The organism is Sphingomonas sanguinis (genome assembly GCF_019297835.1).
Lineage (GTDB): Bacteria > Pseudomonadota > Alphaproteobacteria > Sphingomonadales > Sphingomonadaceae > Sphingomonas > Sphingomonas sanguinis_D.
Genome location: NZ_CP079203.1, coordinates 2,887,394 through 2,901,969 on the forward strand (window position 1 = coordinate 2,887,394; position 14,576 = coordinate 2,901,969).

General features: G+C 67.3%; 12 protein-coding genes and 1 pseudogene. 9 read left to right on the forward strand and 4 right to left on the reverse strand.

All coding sequences use genetic code 11. From position 1 onward, the window contains the following. The first annotated feature begins 26 nt into the window (after positions 1–26). The 4 genes and pseudogenes from KV697_RS13565 to KV697_RS20140 all read left to right on the forward strand — a co-directional run. Complete coding sequence (locus KV697_RS13565; RefSeq protein ID WP_219018633.1) at positions 27–2,195, forward strand: Mu transposase C-terminal domain-containing protein; 2,169 nt, start codon at positions 27–29, stop codon at positions 2,193–2,195. A 77-nt stretch (positions 2,196–2,272) separates the two neighbouring features. After that, positions 2,273–3,241, forward strand: coding sequence for a TniB family NTP-binding protein (locus KV697_RS13570; RefSeq protein ID WP_219018634.1), 969 nt, complete (start codon positions 2,273–2,275; stop codon positions 3,239–3,241). Position 3,242: 1 nt separating this feature from the next. Beyond that, on the forward strand, positions 3,243–5,069 hold the full coding sequence (locus KV697_RS13575; protein ID WP_219018635.1) for a hypothetical protein: 1,827 nt from the start codon (positions 3,243–3,245) through the stop codon (positions 5,067–5,069). Positions 5,070–5,240: 171 nt separating this feature from the next. Continuing rightward, positions 5,241–5,377 (forward strand): annotated as a pseudogene (locus KV697_RS20140) (Lrp/AsnC ligand binding domain-containing protein); the annotation flags it as partial. 282 nt (positions 5,378–5,659) lie between these two features. On the opposite strand, the gene KV697_RS13580 reads toward KV697_RS20140, so the two are convergent. Further along, complete coding sequence (locus KV697_RS13580; protein ID WP_257575334.1) at positions 5,660–5,896, reverse strand: hypothetical protein; 237 nt, start codon at positions 5,894–5,896, stop codon at positions 5,660–5,662. A 999-nt stretch (positions 5,897–6,895) separates the two neighbouring features. On the opposite strand from KV697_RS13580, the gene KV697_RS13585 reads away from it, so the two are divergent. The 3 genes from KV697_RS13585 to KV697_RS13595 all read left to right on the forward strand — a co-directional run bounded on the left by KV697_RS13585 (position 6,896) and on the right by KV697_RS13595 (position 9,189). Beyond that, positions 6,896–7,399 (forward strand): hypothetical protein, encoded by a 504-nt coding sequence (locus KV697_RS13585; RefSeq protein WP_219018636.1) that lies wholly within the window; start codon positions 6,896–6,898, stop codon positions 7,397–7,399. A 313-nt stretch (positions 7,400–7,712) separates the two neighbouring features. Continuing rightward, positions 7,713–8,582 carry a glycosyltransferase family 2 protein gene (locus KV697_RS13590; RefSeq protein ID WP_219018637.1) on the forward strand — a complete coding sequence of 290 codons (870 nt, stop codon included), beginning with the start codon at positions 7,713–7,715 and terminating at the stop codon, positions 8,580–8,582. A gap of 124 nt (positions 8,583–8,706) precedes the next feature. Beyond that, entirely contained in the window at positions 8,707–9,189 is a 483-nt protein-coding gene (locus tag KV697_RS13595; protein ID WP_219018638.1) for a DUF2141 domain-containing protein, read from the forward strand. Between the two features lie 496 nt (positions 9,190–9,685). Here the strand turns inward: KV697_RS13595 and KV697_RS13600 are convergent, their stop codons facing one another. Continuing rightward, positions 9,686–10,354 (reverse strand): class I SAM-dependent methyltransferase, encoded by a 669-nt coding sequence (locus KV697_RS13600; protein WP_219018639.1) that lies wholly within the window; start codon positions 10,352–10,354, stop codon positions 9,686–9,688. 163 nt (positions 10,355–10,517) lie between these two features. On the opposite strand from KV697_RS13600, the gene KV697_RS13605 reads away from it, so the two are divergent. Then, a complete protein-coding gene (locus tag KV697_RS13605; RefSeq protein WP_219018640.1) occupies positions 10,518–11,432 on the forward strand; it encodes a hypothetical protein in 915 nt (304 codons plus the stop codon). 691 nt (positions 11,433–12,123) lie between these two features. Here KV697_RS13605 and KV697_RS13610 read toward each other — a convergent pair. Both KV697_RS13610 and KV697_RS13615 read right to left on the reverse strand, forming a co-directional pair. After that, positions 12,124–12,378, reverse strand: a complete 255-nt coding sequence (locus KV697_RS13610) for a hypothetical protein (RefSeq protein WP_219018641.1) — start codon at positions 12,376–12,378, stop codon at positions 12,124–12,126. Positions 12,379–12,552: 174 nt separating this feature from the next. Beyond that, a complete protein-coding gene (locus KV697_RS13615; RefSeq protein ID WP_219018642.1) occupies positions 12,553–13,329 on the reverse strand; it encodes an outer membrane protein in 777 nt (258 codons plus the stop codon). A 273-nt stretch (positions 13,330–13,602) separates the two neighbouring features. Between KV697_RS13615 and KV697_RS13620 the strand changes: the two genes are divergently transcribed. Beyond that, entirely contained in the window at positions 13,603–14,481 is an 879-nt protein-coding gene (locus KV697_RS13620; RefSeq protein ID WP_219018643.1) for a ChbG/HpnK family deacetylase, read from the forward strand. Positions 14,482–14,576 lie beyond the last annotated feature (95 nt).

Genomic DNA, 14,576 nt, shown 5'->3' on the forward strand with positions numbered 1-14,576 from the left:
GGCGATCGGAAGGAGAGCAAGACGACATGGAACCGTACTACCGAAACGACCGCAGCATCATCGTGCGCATCAGGGGCGTCGACCACCACTTCCACGGATACCTCAGCGGCCGTCACGATCTGCGCAACGCCGTGACCGGGATGCCATTCGTGACGAAGGGGCCGGACGGGGTGACCGGTCTGCTGACCGACGCCGGCTTCGACGACCTGCTCGAGAGAGGGGAGCTGACGGTCGTCTCCGCCCGCTCGCCGGATCGGGTCCGCATCCTCAACGATGCTGCCGAGCTGACCATGGCGGAGGCGCGGGAGATCGATCCCGAGGTCGACAAGATGCTCGCTCAGATCGAACTGCTCGACGCCGCCGGAGTGAAGAACGGATCCAAGGCCATCGAGACCTTCCTCGATCGGGACGGCGGCTGGACCGATCGGCACAGGGCGGCGTGGGGAGATCACGATCTGCCCGGCACGATCAAGAGCTGGCGGTCGAAACGGGGCGTACCGGGATGTCGACACCCTCGCCAGATGATCCGGCTCAATGGGAAGCTGGCGAGATCGCGGTGGACCGACGTCGAAGAGGAGATCCTCTGGAAGCATGCGCTCACCCACAAGACGGTGAATGGCGGCACTTCCACCGCCTGGTCGCTGTACTGCGACGAGATCGGACTCGTGAATGCGGGTCGCCATCCCGTGCATCCCGCTCCGGCCAAGCCGTACAAGGCCGTGTCCGAGCGCACCTTCTACAGGCGTGTGCGCCAACTGCTCGATGCCGACACCGAGCAGACGAAGAAGGGCAAGGCCGCCCTGGAGCAGGACTGGCGTGGCGCGGGGCGACCGCTCACTGCGGATCATGTCATGCAGCGCGTCATCGTCGATCACACCGAGATGGACGTGTTCGTCGTGGACGACACGCGGGAGATGGTTCTGGGGCGTCCATGGCTCACCCTCGCCATAGACGTCCGCACCCGTGCCATCGTGGCTCACGTCATCACCTTCGTGCCACCCTCGATCTGGACCGTGGGAGAGATCCTGCGGCGGATGGCGATGCCGAAGCGCCCACCTGCGGAGCTGCTGAAGCGCCATCCGATCCTCAGGCGGCTGCGCGGAAGGCCCGACCAGATCATCGTGGACAACGCGACCGAGTTCCGGTCCCTCTTCTTCGAAGCCGCCGCCCGAGGGCTCGGCTTCTCCATCAGGTACTGTCCGGTGAAGAAGCCGCGCTATCGCGCCATCTGCGAGCGCGCCATCGGCACGGCCAACGCCGCGATCTGCCAGGAGATGAGCGGTCGCGTGCTTCCGATCGCCGAAGCGCGCCATCTCGACTACGACGGCGAGGGACAGGCCGTCGTGATCATGGACGAGCTCGAGGCGGTCGCGAACTGGTGGGTCGCGGAGTACAACACGGAGCCGCATTCGGGCATCCGGGACGAGGCTCCGGCCGACGTGTTCCAGCGCGAGGCCGCCCGACACGGCATCATGAACTTCCGGGATCTGGACCGCTTCCGGCTCGAGACCATGGACATCGTGCCCGAGGCGGAGGTCGATGCGGGCGGCATCACCCGCTGGGGGCTGCGCTGGCAGCACGCCGCGCGCGTTCCCGAACTGCTGAACGACCTCGTCAAGGCCGAGCCGGGCAGGCGGCGGCGGCAGGACGCCGCCGCCAAGGTCATGTTCCGGTTCGATCCGATGGACCTCTCCAGGATCTGGGTCTGGAACCGCATCGGTCAGGAGTACGTCGAACTCGAATGCGCCGATCAGGAGTACGCCCGAGGGATGCCGCTCGCGTTCCACCTCGATCTGGCGAGGCGCGCCGCAGAGAGGAAGCTCCGCTTCAACACCTCCGCCGATCGGATCGCGGTGCGCAGCCGCCGCATCGCGGCGATCCGTTCGATCGACCCCAAGGCCAAGGCTCGCAGCCGCGCCGAGGTGGCCCGGCTGAAGGAGATACCCCGTCTCAGGGCGATCGTCGGAAACATCATCGATCTCGACGTTCACAGCTCGCATCCGGGCGATCTGGAAGGCTTCATCACCGCGGATCCGGCGAGCTACACCGCGCTCGACATGGAGATCCTCGGCAAGCGCAAGGGTATCGAGGACGGCGGCACGCCACCCGACCCAACCGTCGATGCGGAGCCGGACGCTGCGGCAGGCGCATCTCGCACCCGGCGCGGGCGGCTGACCCGGGGAGGCCTCCGGTGAGTGGTGGGTGGGACTTCGCCGCTCCGGAACACGAATCGCCCCGTGACCGCAGCCGTCGCATCGGCTCGGCGAAGAGCGTGTTCGACGCTATCCGGTGCGACTTCCCCCCGCATACGGATGCCGCAGAGGACATCCTCTCCGTGATGCACGGCGCGGAGGGCCGAACGCCTGGCAGCCCTTGCGGCGGCGGCTTCCTCGTCGCGCCGATCGGCACCGGCAAGAGCGAGACGCTCAGGATGGCGGAGCGGGAGGCGAACGCCGACGCGCCGGAGGGAAGCCGGCCGGCGCTCAGGATCGAGATCGGCGTGCGCGGTACGACCGACACGGTTCCGCAGGCGATCCTCGCGGCGTTCGGCGCCAAGCGGCCCGATGCGGGCACCGAGCCCGTACAGTGGGATCGGGCGGTAGAGATGATGCGACGGCACGATGTCCGCATCCTTCTCGTCGACGAATTCAATCGGGCGGCCCGCCGCCCGACGATGAGCGCAGCCATCGCGCTCTCGATCCAGGAGCGCATAATGGACGCCTCCGTATGCCCGGTCGTACTTGCGGGCAGCGAGAAGGCCGGCACGGTGCTGCGCGCCGCGCCTTCGGTCCATGAGCGGCTCGACGACTGCATCGACCTGCCGCCCCTCGTCTGGGAGCGCGCCGCCGACAGCGAACTCATGCGCGAGTTCCTCGCCGAGATCGACGAGACGATGGTGGACGAGGGGCTCGTCCTTCGACCGGCCCGCCTCGCCGATGGAGACGTTCCAAGGCTCCTCTGCCGTGCGTCGCGGGGCAAGCTGCGCGCGATAGTCAAGACGGTCCGGACCGCGCTCGTGCTGGCGCTCCAGCGGGGCGGAACGTCCATCGTGAGGGACGACCTCGCGGAAGGCGTGCGCCGATACTGCGTCCGGCAGCAGCTCGTCGCCCGGAATCCCTTCGACGATCCCAGTGCGTCCTTCGAAACGGGGAGTACCAGGGTCTCGGGCGAGGGACCGCGCGTGGACCACGAACACGGCGAAGAGTCCGCCTTCGACCACCTCGGCGGCCAGGGGGACTGACGTGTCGATCGAGACGCTCGTCATCCCCAAACCCGGCCAGTCCCTCGGCGGGCTGGTCATCGAGGGTGCGGCAGCCTTGGGCGAACGCACCATCCGCGGACTGCTCGCCGATGCCGGCACGTCCCTCTTCGGCCTGGTGCACCATGCCGCGGGCCGGGAGGAACTCGCCTCGCTCGCGAAAGCACTCGATCTCAGGACGGAGGATCTCGTCGCCCGTCGACATGGTCCGCTCGCAGGCGAAATCCACCGGCGCTGCTACTTCGGCGTGCCGATCGACGGTAGGATGATCGAGAAGCGCATCCGCCGCTTCGCTCCCGCCACCCTCGTGTCCGAGCCGTGGCACCGGGCCTCCTGGCAGATCCGGCCGCTGCCCTTCTGCGAGACGTCCTGGACCCTGATCACGGACGCCTGCCATGCGTGTGGATCCCTTCAACGGTGGTCGCGCGCCTGGGGGATCGAGCTCTGCGACGTCTGCACCCAGCCCCTCTGCGAAGGATCGACCGCACCCGTCCCCGCAGTCCTGCGCCCACGGCTTCGCCTGGCAGCGGGCCTGCTGCACCAGCAAGCGTCACGGCGGAGCGAGAGCATGGCGGCTCTCCCGGATAGCCTCAGGATGCTGGGTCCGGGGGGATGCTTCGACGTGCTGTGCGCGGTGTCGGGCGTGCTTGACCCCACGGTGCGGGCGACCTGCAACCCGCAGATGCCTGCCGACATGGCGGAGCCGAACCGTACCATCGACGCGATAGCCGGAGCATGGGACATGCTCATGGGCTGGCCGGACGCGGTGCTCCGTCACTGCGATGCGAAACTCGCCCGCAGGTCTGGGCGGCACGGAGACGGCAACGACGGCGCCACGACGATGCTGCTGTCGCTGGACGCACGGAACGGGGTCTCCCCACCGCTGGGGAGCGCGATCGGTCAACTGCGCGCCGCCGCCCTCGAACGGCAGGCCGGGCATGTGGAAGCCCGTGCCTTCGTCCGCCTTTCCGGCCTGAAGGCCACCGAGGTTGTGCGGCGGAGGCGGGCGGGAACCATTCCGTCGATCCTGGGTCTGACCGACGCAGGAAAGGTCGTGCCCCTACTTCCATTGGATGCGGCCGAGCGTTCGCGAAGCATCCTGATGGGTTCGATGATGGCGGAGCATGCCGCTTCCCGGATCGGATGCACCTACCGCGGCGTGGAGGAACTGATCATCGTGGGGCTCCTGACCCGCTCGGCCTCCTCGATCCGCGACGTCGATGGTAGGCTGCATGTCGAAGGTGCCAGCTTGGACGACCTGCTTGCGACCTTGGCCGAGCAGTCAGCGGTGCAGGAGGATGGCTTCGACGTTCCACTGAAGCGCGCGATGTGGGGGATCGGCGGAAGGCTGAAGCCCTGGAGCGCCGTTCTCAGGGCGTTGGGCGACGGAAGGCTGCCGTTCGTGATGAAGTCCGGTTCGCGACCGCTTGCCGAGCGCGTCGTCCTGCGTCGCAACGATGCCATCGCGCTGCGCGGTATCGAGTCGGACTTCGACGATGCCGATCGCCGCTTCGATCCGTGGATGTCGAAGAGCGACGCCTTCGCGGTCCTCAACACAGAGGCAAGGTTCGCTGACGGCCTGCTCGACGAATGGCGCACCTGCCAGGGGCCCGAGCGTACTGTACCCCTTTCCGAGATACTGAAGCTGGCGGAGCGGCTCATCTCCTTGCGTGAGATCACTGCTCTGACAAGAGGCACGGCGTCGGCTTCGGCCAGGAACTTCGCTGCGCGGCGCACGGCCGTCTCGGGAGGACCGTTCCACCATCGAGCCGCGACACTCGCCGTCCTCAACCTCGATCGGCAGGGCTGACGACGCCCGTATCAGGATTTCGGACGTCAGCCTTGCTCAGGCCGCCCCGCAGCCCGACCTGGTAGACCTTCGTCGCATCCGCAACTGGCTTCCGACGTTTCAGCCCGCACAGGGAAAGAGTGGTCAGCAGGCCGCCTTGCGGAAGCGCCGACTGCCGGGATGCTCGTCGCCTTTCTGCTGAAGGCGCGCATGGCCGACATCCGCCGCTATCGCGAGGTTCTTGGCGAGCGGATCTCTCGTCGCTGCCGCACGTCGCCAGCACCTCGACCTTCGTGGTGATGGAGACGATCCACGACGCGCCGGTGTGAATGCCTTCCGGATTGAGAGCAGGTGGCACGTCTCGCCGCTGGTCATCACGGCGGCCGGTCGTACGCTGAAACCGCGATCCCGAGCGAGAATGCGACGGACGTAGCGCTGGAGGGAGAGGGGAGGCTGCCGGGCCCAGACATAAAGGGGCGGGGACCGCCTCGCGGCTCCGATCCAACGCCATCGCCTGTAGAAGCGATCGAAGTGCCGTTTCCGGGTTGGTAGGGTGCCGGGGCAAGGGACGGGGGGAACTGCGCGTCGGAAGTCCGCCCCGTCCGGCGCGCCTAGTTGCTGTCGCTCTTGTCGGAGGCGACGACGACGATGCCGACGACCACCGCCGCGGCGACGAGAGCGGGAACCAGGACGTTGCCGACCAGCTTGCTGCCGTCCTTCGTCCTCGTGACGGCCCGATGCGACTTGGCCAGCGACAGCGCCGCCGCCGGATTGGTCGGCGCGGCCGATGCGGCGGAGGTGGTCGCGATCAGCGCGGTGGTGATTGCGGCGATGACGTACTTCTTCATGCATTGTTCTCCGGTGAGGTTTGCCGTGGGATGTCGTCCGTCGGCGATTGTCTCGCTCTTGGCCTCGAAGGCGTTCCGGCGTTTACCGCCCCCTCGTCGATCGATGGGGCGTCCCTTCTCGTTCGAAAGGCGGCCGGCGAGGGCCTTCCAGGCAACGAGATGCTCTCGCCGCACCGAAGACGTTGCCGACCAGGCTCCGCCTCAAACGCGATCGCTTCACGCCGACGCCGTGCGGCGCCCGATCCGTGCGGTCCGGCGCAGGACTAAGGCGCATTCGGGAGATCGCGCGAGATCGCACCTGATCGCGAAGGCGTCTGCCAGGCTGGCGCCACTAGCTTGATCGCGGACCTCATTCTTGCGCGGCCGCTGAGCGCGCCGCGGTCAAGCCGATCCCGCCCGTCATGAGCAACGGTGCGGCAACTCGCTCCTGTCCGCCATGCGACCGCAACCGGATCGAGCAGCCGCTCTCCCGATTCAGGCCTGAAAACAAGCGATCAGCGGTCCCGTCCGTGCGACGAACGGGCGGGATGACGATGAGGTGGGTCGGGGATCGTGCCGTCTATGCCCATGCGGGATGATCGGCCTCCACGTCGTCCGAAAGGAGGCCTGGGACGGATCCGGATCCCGTCACACCGGAGGTGCGTCGCGTCCGACACGCGGAACGCACTCGCTCATGCATGCTCTTGGATTGGAGATCGATAAATGGATGACATCTCTGCGATCATCTACATCTTCGCGTCGTTGCTCGCCGTCATGGCGCTTATCGTCGTGAGCTACCTGATGACGCTTCTGAAGAGCGGGAGGGCCGACGGATGATCAAGGCCATCTCGACTCCCGCGCGCCTCAGACCGCACGACGTCGGCGACTTCGAGCCGCTAGGCGCTTCGCCACGTCGCTTGATCGAAGGTCGGCGTTCGCCGGGTTCGGCCGACAGTGGTCCGTTCGGGCGACCCTGTTCGACGTGGCGGCGTCGGCATGGAAGGGGCTGGACGCCTCTTCGTGCGGATCGTCGTCATGTCTGATCCCGCGACCGAGGCGTCCTGCGCACACGCATTTCTCGAACTGCTTCTCGACGGCCGCACCCTGGGGCCGGAGGTCGTCGTGACCGGAGGTGGTAGGCTGGATGCCGGGAACCGCGCGCGGATGGTTCGACACGCCATCACCTCGGCCGTCGACGTGCTGCACCTCGCGTTCGGATCGGGACGGGCCAGACCCCTTGACGACGTCACGTTGTTCCTGCCGCGTTTCGGCCGATGCGATGTGCAGGGCGGATGTCGGCTCTGGATGTCCGCGTGCGGCGGGAAAGCCACCATCGTGCCCCCGTCGGATGTAGGAGGATCCTTCCGCCTCACCGCGCATGGCATCGTGCGCCTGACGGATGCACCCGGGAGCGACCGGCTCGAGGGCCTTGCACGGGCCCGAGTCTGGCTTGCCGATCGCGTCGCCCGAGCGGGAAGCGCGTTCGACGACGTCACCGGCCGGGGCGTCCCGGAGGCGGCGTGATCGAAGCGTCCGTCGATCCGCTGGAAGGAGCGGATCGACGGACGGAGGTGCTACCGTGATCATCCCGAGTGGATCCTCGTCGATGACGGCGGTTCATTTCCCCTCGGTTCACCGCGTGCATCCATGCGGTCTTCGCCGACCTGCCCTCCCCGAGATCGATCCGGCGACCGGCGGCCGTACGGCGCCGCCGACCGCTTGCAATGTGCGCCTTGCAGGCGATGGCGGAGGCGCGACGTAGCCCCCACTGCGGCTCCAGATGCCCTTCATCGGCGAGCATGTGAGGTGACGCCGCGGTCGCTTCGTCTGTCGCACGATGGCGTACGATGACCCCCACAAGCCGCATCGGCCGTCGGCCTCTTCCGGGTTCGACGCCTCGATCGGATCGATTGCTCGACGAGCGAAGCAGCCTCGCTGGACCGTGGTGCTCGCCTTCTACAACGAGGAATCCGAGATCGGGACTACGTTGCGCAAGCTGTGTCTCCAGTCCGAGCCGTTCCGTCTCGTTCTCGTCGATAACGGGTCGACCGATGGCAGCGTCGAAACCTGCGTGAGGGCCTTGCTCGGTTGCGATATGGACTACGTCATCCTTCGTCACGACTTGGTAGCGGGTCAGACGGCAGCGCTCTCACGGGGCTTGGAGGCCGTCGAGACCGAATTCGTCGCCACGTGCGACGCGGACACCTTCTATCCCTCGGACTACCTGCGCAACGCGGAGGCGCTCCTCGACGAGGGCAGCGAGGGGGTGGTGGCCGCATGCGCCTACTACTCCCCGAAGAATCGCGGCTTCCTGCGTCACATCGCAGCCGCTCTACATCAGGTCGGCATCTCACGGTTGCTGCCGCGACAGGCGCATGTCGGTGCTGCCGGACAGTCCTTCCGAACCGCCGCGCTGAGACGCGCGGGCGGGTACTGCCAAGTGAAATGGCCGTATCTGCTGGGCGACCACGAGATCATGCACAGGGTCTTCAAGCAGGGGGGACAGGCGATGTCGCTGTCGCACTGGTGCAGTCCCTCAGACAGACGCACCTTTCCGCTGAGGTGGTCGCTGACGGAGCGCATCCTCTACCACGTCGTGCCGTTCCCCGCGAAGGATTGGTACTTCCGCTGGCTTGGACGTCGCTTCGAACGGAGAGGGCTCTTCGCCGCCCGCCTGCGTGAACGTACGTGGGAGATGGGATCCTGACGACTCCGGCTGCTCCGCCCGAAGTCACGAGCGGATGACGTCTCCCGCAGGCCCGGGTGAGGCTTCGATCCACCTGATCCGCCGTTCCACCCCGACCGCCATCAACATGGATGGATGACCCGCGATGATGAATGATCTTCTGCTCGCCGCCTTCAGCATGATAGCGCAGAGCACTGCGAACTGCACGCAGAGCGGGGACGGTGTGCCTCTCGAGGTCGAGGTGGACGGATGGAAGGACCGTGCTGGTCGGGTGCGGGTGGAACTGTATCCTGACAACGACCGGGACTTCCTGGCCGACGACGGCAAGCTCCTTGCGGCAGGAAAGACGTTTCGTCGGGTGGACGTCGCGACGCCGCAGTCCCCGCGCGTATCGCTCTGCATCATGGCTCCGGCAGCCGGCCGGTATGCGCTGGTCGTGCTCCACGACCGCGACGGGAACCACAAGTTCGGTCTCGTGCCCGACGGCGTCGGCTTCGGCGGAAACCCAAAGCTCGGCTTCTCCAAGCCCAAGGCTGAGGCTGCGTCGGTGACGGTCTCCCCAGGCGGCACTCGCACGCGCGTCGTGTTGAACTACCGCCGCGGCTTGTCGATGCGTCCGTTGGAGTGAGTCTTCTCGCTATCGGCCGCCGACCGGTTCGTCCGCGCTGGGCAGCTTCAGGCGCTCTCCAGCGAGAACGAGGGGCGCCATGTCCACACCTGTGGCTGCGGGCTGGACCGGAGCTCCCGCGAAGGATTTCGACGACGTCAACACGATCGGGTGCAGCTTGAACGACGCTCCGGCCGTGCCTGTGAAGAAAGCCGCTTCGGAACCGCCGAGCTTCGGATGGACGCGCCGTGCGCCTGTCGCGCTGCCGCAGCAGGCGGGCCATCCGGACGATCGTGGACGCAACCCTCTCCGACCGGGCCCCCATGAGCAATGTCGGCGTGCCGGATAGGGTGGGAGCCAGCGCCGCATCGCTTCGACTTTGACGGGAGGTGGCCGGGCATGCCGCGGGCACAGCGTCGCGGGATCCTCGATCGCCGTGGCGACGCGTCCGACACGGTGCCCGCGTCGAGGACGTCAGGTTCGAAGGACGAGGATCCGCCGTGGTTCGTCCGTCGCCTCAGAACGGCCGCCTGCGCCTCGCATGGCCCAAGCGGCCCTCGGTTCCCGGCGACGCCTGCTGGGGCGGGTGGGTCCAGAGGTGGACCAGCCATGTGCGTCCGTCGGCGACGATCGGCGGAAGGTTGCTCCACTGCGGACCGGAGAAGATGGGCTTCAAGGGGCGTGCCAGGGGTTCGTACATCGTGACGAGAACGAGATCGGCGTGAGCCTGCGCACGGCGGACCGCGGCGGCCGGAGCCTTCAGGTAACAGAGCATCTCGCACATGGTCACGAGCGAAAACCTCCTGCCCTCCAGCGATGGGACGTCCTCATCGAAGTCGGCCTCGATGAAGTCGACGGACGGCAGAAGGATGCGCGCCCGGGCAATCGCCCTGGCTGCGCCTTCGAGGCCTGTCACCTCCTCGGCGACGTCCATCAGGAAGCGCGTCTGCAGGCCTTCGCCACAACCGATCTCCAGAACGGAGGAGATCTCCGGAAGATGTTCCTCGATACGCCTGTTCGTAGCCGCGAAGCGGGCCTGTTCCCGGTCGCTGGAAAGGCGCCACGGGTCCGGCATCTCGTAGAGTTCGTTCAGTATCTCCAAGCCACCTTCGAATTGACGGCGTCTGACCTTCCATCGCCGGATAGCCTTCCGGAGTCTTGCTTGCAGGGATGTGTCCACGATCATTGCGCGAGCCCGGATAATCTGTTTCAAGAGCATGCGACGGGTACCAACCGATCAGCTCCATCCGACCCATTGACGAAGCAGTGGCGGGACCACCGCACTACGGATCCGCGGGATCCGTCCGGCGCGCTGGCCCAGGTCCGCTGCGGCAACGAGGATCAGGATGATGACCGCATCACTGCAGCGTTTCGCAGGCGGGAGGGCGATGCGGAGAGGCGCCGCGCTATGGCGCCGATGCGAGCCCATCGTGGCGCCGTGGTTCGGCGTCGTCGCGACAGCGGCGACCATCGCCTTGATCATGCGGCAGCTGCGCGGCCAGGACGCGCTGAGCCTCGTGGGCGCGATCCCCGCGGATCCCGCCTTCTGGCTGGTGTGCGTGGCGGTCGTCCTGACCGAACCGGTGTGCGACTGGATCGCGCTCCGCCGCCTGGAGAGGATCGGGCGGGAAGCCGTCGTACCCCTGGTGCGCAAGCAGACGTTGAACGATCTGTTCTTCGGCTACGTCGGAGACGCGTACTTCCTGATCTGGCTGCGCCGCAGACTCGGAGATCCCCGACGCGCCTTCACGATCGTCTGCGACCTGTCCGTAGTCTCGTCGCTCATGAACACGATCGTCACGCTTGCGCTCCTAGTGGCGATGTGGGCACCGCTGAGCGCGATCACCAGCGGGTACGTGGGCGTCCGGGGAGGTGTCGGACTGCTCGGCATCGTCCTGGTTCCCGTGGCGGTGCTCGCTTGGAACCGCGTCCGCGCGCGCAGCGCGTCGGGGCTGGTGACGATCATGCTGCTTCAATCGCTCAGGACCGTTGCCGTCGCCGCAGGCATCGCGCTGGCTTGGCACCTCGCGCTCCCTGCCGTTTCGCTCTCGGCGTGGATGCTGCTGTCGGCCGGTCGGATGATCGTCTCCCGCATCCCCGTCATACCGAACAAGGATCTTGCGTTCGTGGCCTGCGCCGGCCTGTTCGCCGGACAGCGGCCCGAGGTCGTCCCGATGATCGCGAGCGTGACGTTCCTCCTGCTTGCGCTTCAGGCCTGCTTCGCGATCATCACCTTCGTTGGTCCGCTGCCTCGGCGCCGATAGCGCGGGGCCGTGCGTCGTCGACGTCCGGGGCCTTGCGCTCCTCTCGTGCAGAGAATCGCCTGCAAGCCTCGTCCGGGTCGCGATCCATCACCAACTATGCGGGACGCGATCTCGATGTCTCGCGTCGGGGAGGGTCCGCGGTCGCGGCTGTGGTGCATGTACCCGACGCACCATGACCCGGTCGTCCTGCGTCGTCCAACGCCCTCCTGCAGCGGCTGCGGCAGGTCGCCACGCTTCCTGCCGTTGGCCGTATAGCCTTGAAGGGGCGGTGTCTTGCCGGCTGAGCGGCTGCATCCCAGGTGCCGCTGGAAGCCGGGACGTTGGTGATGGGTCGATGATGGGCAACGACCGCCGGGCGCGCGAGGGCGACTGCAGGCAGCACCTTCCCGTGCGGCTAGGCGGTCTGAGATCTGCTTTCGTCCGATCGCCACGTTATCGCCGCGTTGAAGACGATGCCGACGTCGTAGTAGAGGGAACCGGCGTGTAGCCACCCATATCGAGGTCCATCGAGTACGTCCGCGAACGCGGAGCGCGGGTCCTCGATAGGGTACCCGCCCGCTAGGACCGCTTCTTCGTGCCCTGGGAAATGCGGAAGGTCATGTTCGCCTTGAACCTCGCGCGAAGATCTTCCAGCGTTCCGGTGCCGTAGATCCTCACGGCCTCCGCTGCCGTCATGAACGTCCCTTTCGGCCTAGCGGTCTGTCTGGAAGAGGCGCTTGCCGAACCCTTCGTAGCTTTCGGGGTGGAGGTCGTTCCGGCCGACTTGCTCCTCGACATGCCAGGTGCTCCGGCCGCGCCGCTCGCCGATCGCATCGCATCGGAGAATGCGGCGCCGCCAGGACCGGATTTCGTTCTGTTCTCCGGTCGTCGGGAAACCCTGTCCGATATGCCCTTCACGACCATGACGACGCGCTTCCTCCGATAGGATGAATTGGGATCGGCTCACGGCTCGCTCGGCAGCGCAGCAGATCGCGATGCTCGGCGCGGATGCATCGATCGCGCACCGTCCGATGCGCTCCCTCCTGACAACCGACCGTTCGGTCGCGGAGCCGTTCGTCCGAGATGCATGACGTGGGCCGGTCTCGCGACCGGCCCACGATCCCCCGAGGGCTTGGGGATCTCAGAACTTCTGGCGGATGCCGAGCATGAGGGAGGCGGACGATGCGCGCGGCTTGTACGTCTGCGTCACCACCGGTCCGCCCGTCGTGGCTCGGTTCTGGCTCGTGAAGTCGAGGGCGGAGGTCCGCGAGTAGCGTCCGGCGAGCTCCAGCGTCGTGGTCGGGGTCAGCTCGTAGCCAGCGCCCGCGTCGAGGTGCCAGCGGAGACCCCAGTCACGATCCCTGATCCGAGTGCCGGCGATCCGCGCCGCCTGCGCCTGCGTCGTGGCGGTAGCGGGCACGGCCAGCCGCGTCGCGCGCAGGTCCACGCGCGACGCACCGATGCCGGCGCCGACGAAGGGCTTCAGGCGGCCTTCCGAGTTGAAGTCCACGTAGCCGGCCACGCCGATGTCGAGCGACTTGACGCGACCCGAACCGGCGAACGCGCGATCGCTCAGCCGCGCGGAGTTCAGTGACGCGGTGTTGTGGCCGACCGTGCCCTCGAGCCTGAAGCCGCCGAAGTCGTAGCCCATGCCGAGCTCGCCGGTGAACCCGGGCTTGGCGTCGATGTTGCGTGGGAGCACGCCGATCGCAGTGGGCGTCGTCGCCCCGGGGCGGGCCGGGGTCGCGACCGTCGCGGGCTTGGGGCCCTTCAGGTCGGCGTCGAGCTGAATGCCCGCCCGGGCGACCGCGTACGGCCCCGGTTCGGATTGCGCCGACGCCGACGGCGCGGCCAGAAGGGAGAAGCCGGTCGCCAAGGAGAGCGGCGCGAGACGGAGAATGGTCGTGGAGAACGACATGGTCGGGGACATCCCTTTGGAAGATTGAGAGAACGAGGTTCGAAATTGTGGCGCGCTCGAGTGCTCGTGCCGCTACGACCACCCGACGAAGCCGCGGCGGAAGCGCCTCACCCCGAAGTCGTCCGAGCGGCGCCCGGCCTGATCAAGGACTCCATCCGAAGTTCGCTTCGTGTGAGGCGATGAGGGCACGACTTCGTCACCGCGTGGATGCTGGATGATACGGATGAAGTGACCCTCGGCGTTTCAGAACGGAGGCGCGGGGATTCCCTGGGAATGATGCAGGACGCCGGTATCCGGCTCGATCGTTCTCGAAGGCGACGACGAGCAGAGGCCGTGGTCAATCTCGTCATGTGCGCCGACGACTTCGGACGAAGCGCCGCGATCGACGACGCCATCGTCGAACTCGCGGAGCGCGGTCGCCTGGGCGCGGCCACGGTGATGGTCGGAGAAGCGAAGCTCTGGCGCAGCTGCGCTGCCCTCAAGCGCGTCGGCACCATCGAGATCGGCCTGCACGTCGTCCTGAGCGGCGACGTTTCGGCGGAAGGCAGAGCCACCCTCTCCGGCGGGTATGTCCCCCGCGACATCGACGGACTCACGCGGGCCGCGCTGCTGCGACGGCTCCCGTTGGATCGGATCGCCCTCGAGGTGGTCGCACAGTTCGACGAGTTCGAGAGGGTGTTCGGACACGCTCCGCACTTCGTGGACGGCCACCAGCACTGCCATATGCTTCCGGGCATCCGGGAGATCGTGCTCCTGACGGCGGCGCAGAGGAGCCCCTCCTGCTGGGTGCGGTCATGCGAGGAATCCCTCGCATCGCTGATCCGACGCGGCGTGGACCGCGGGCGGGCTCTGCGCAGTGCGGTCCTGTCGCGCGGGATGCGGGCGTCGGCACGGGCACTCGGCCTGCGGGCGAACGACGGCTTCGCGGGACTGTACGACCTCCGCGATCCGCTGAACTACCATCGTCGCCTACCGCGCTTCATGGATCACGCCTCCGGCCCGAACCACCTCGTCATCTGCCATCCGGCGCGAGCCGCGGATTCCGGGGACGCCATCGGACCCGCGCGGGTGGCGGAGTACGATTTCCTCAGCCGGGCGCCGATCGAGCTTCTCGCGGCGGATCGCGGACTGTCGCTCGGCGCCTTCAGGTGACGCCGTCCGAGGCCTCGCCGGCGACGGCATCCGGTCGGGCGGTCTGGCCTACGCTGTCGATCAGGCGGGGCGGCCCGCGTGCCGTAGCCTCGTGG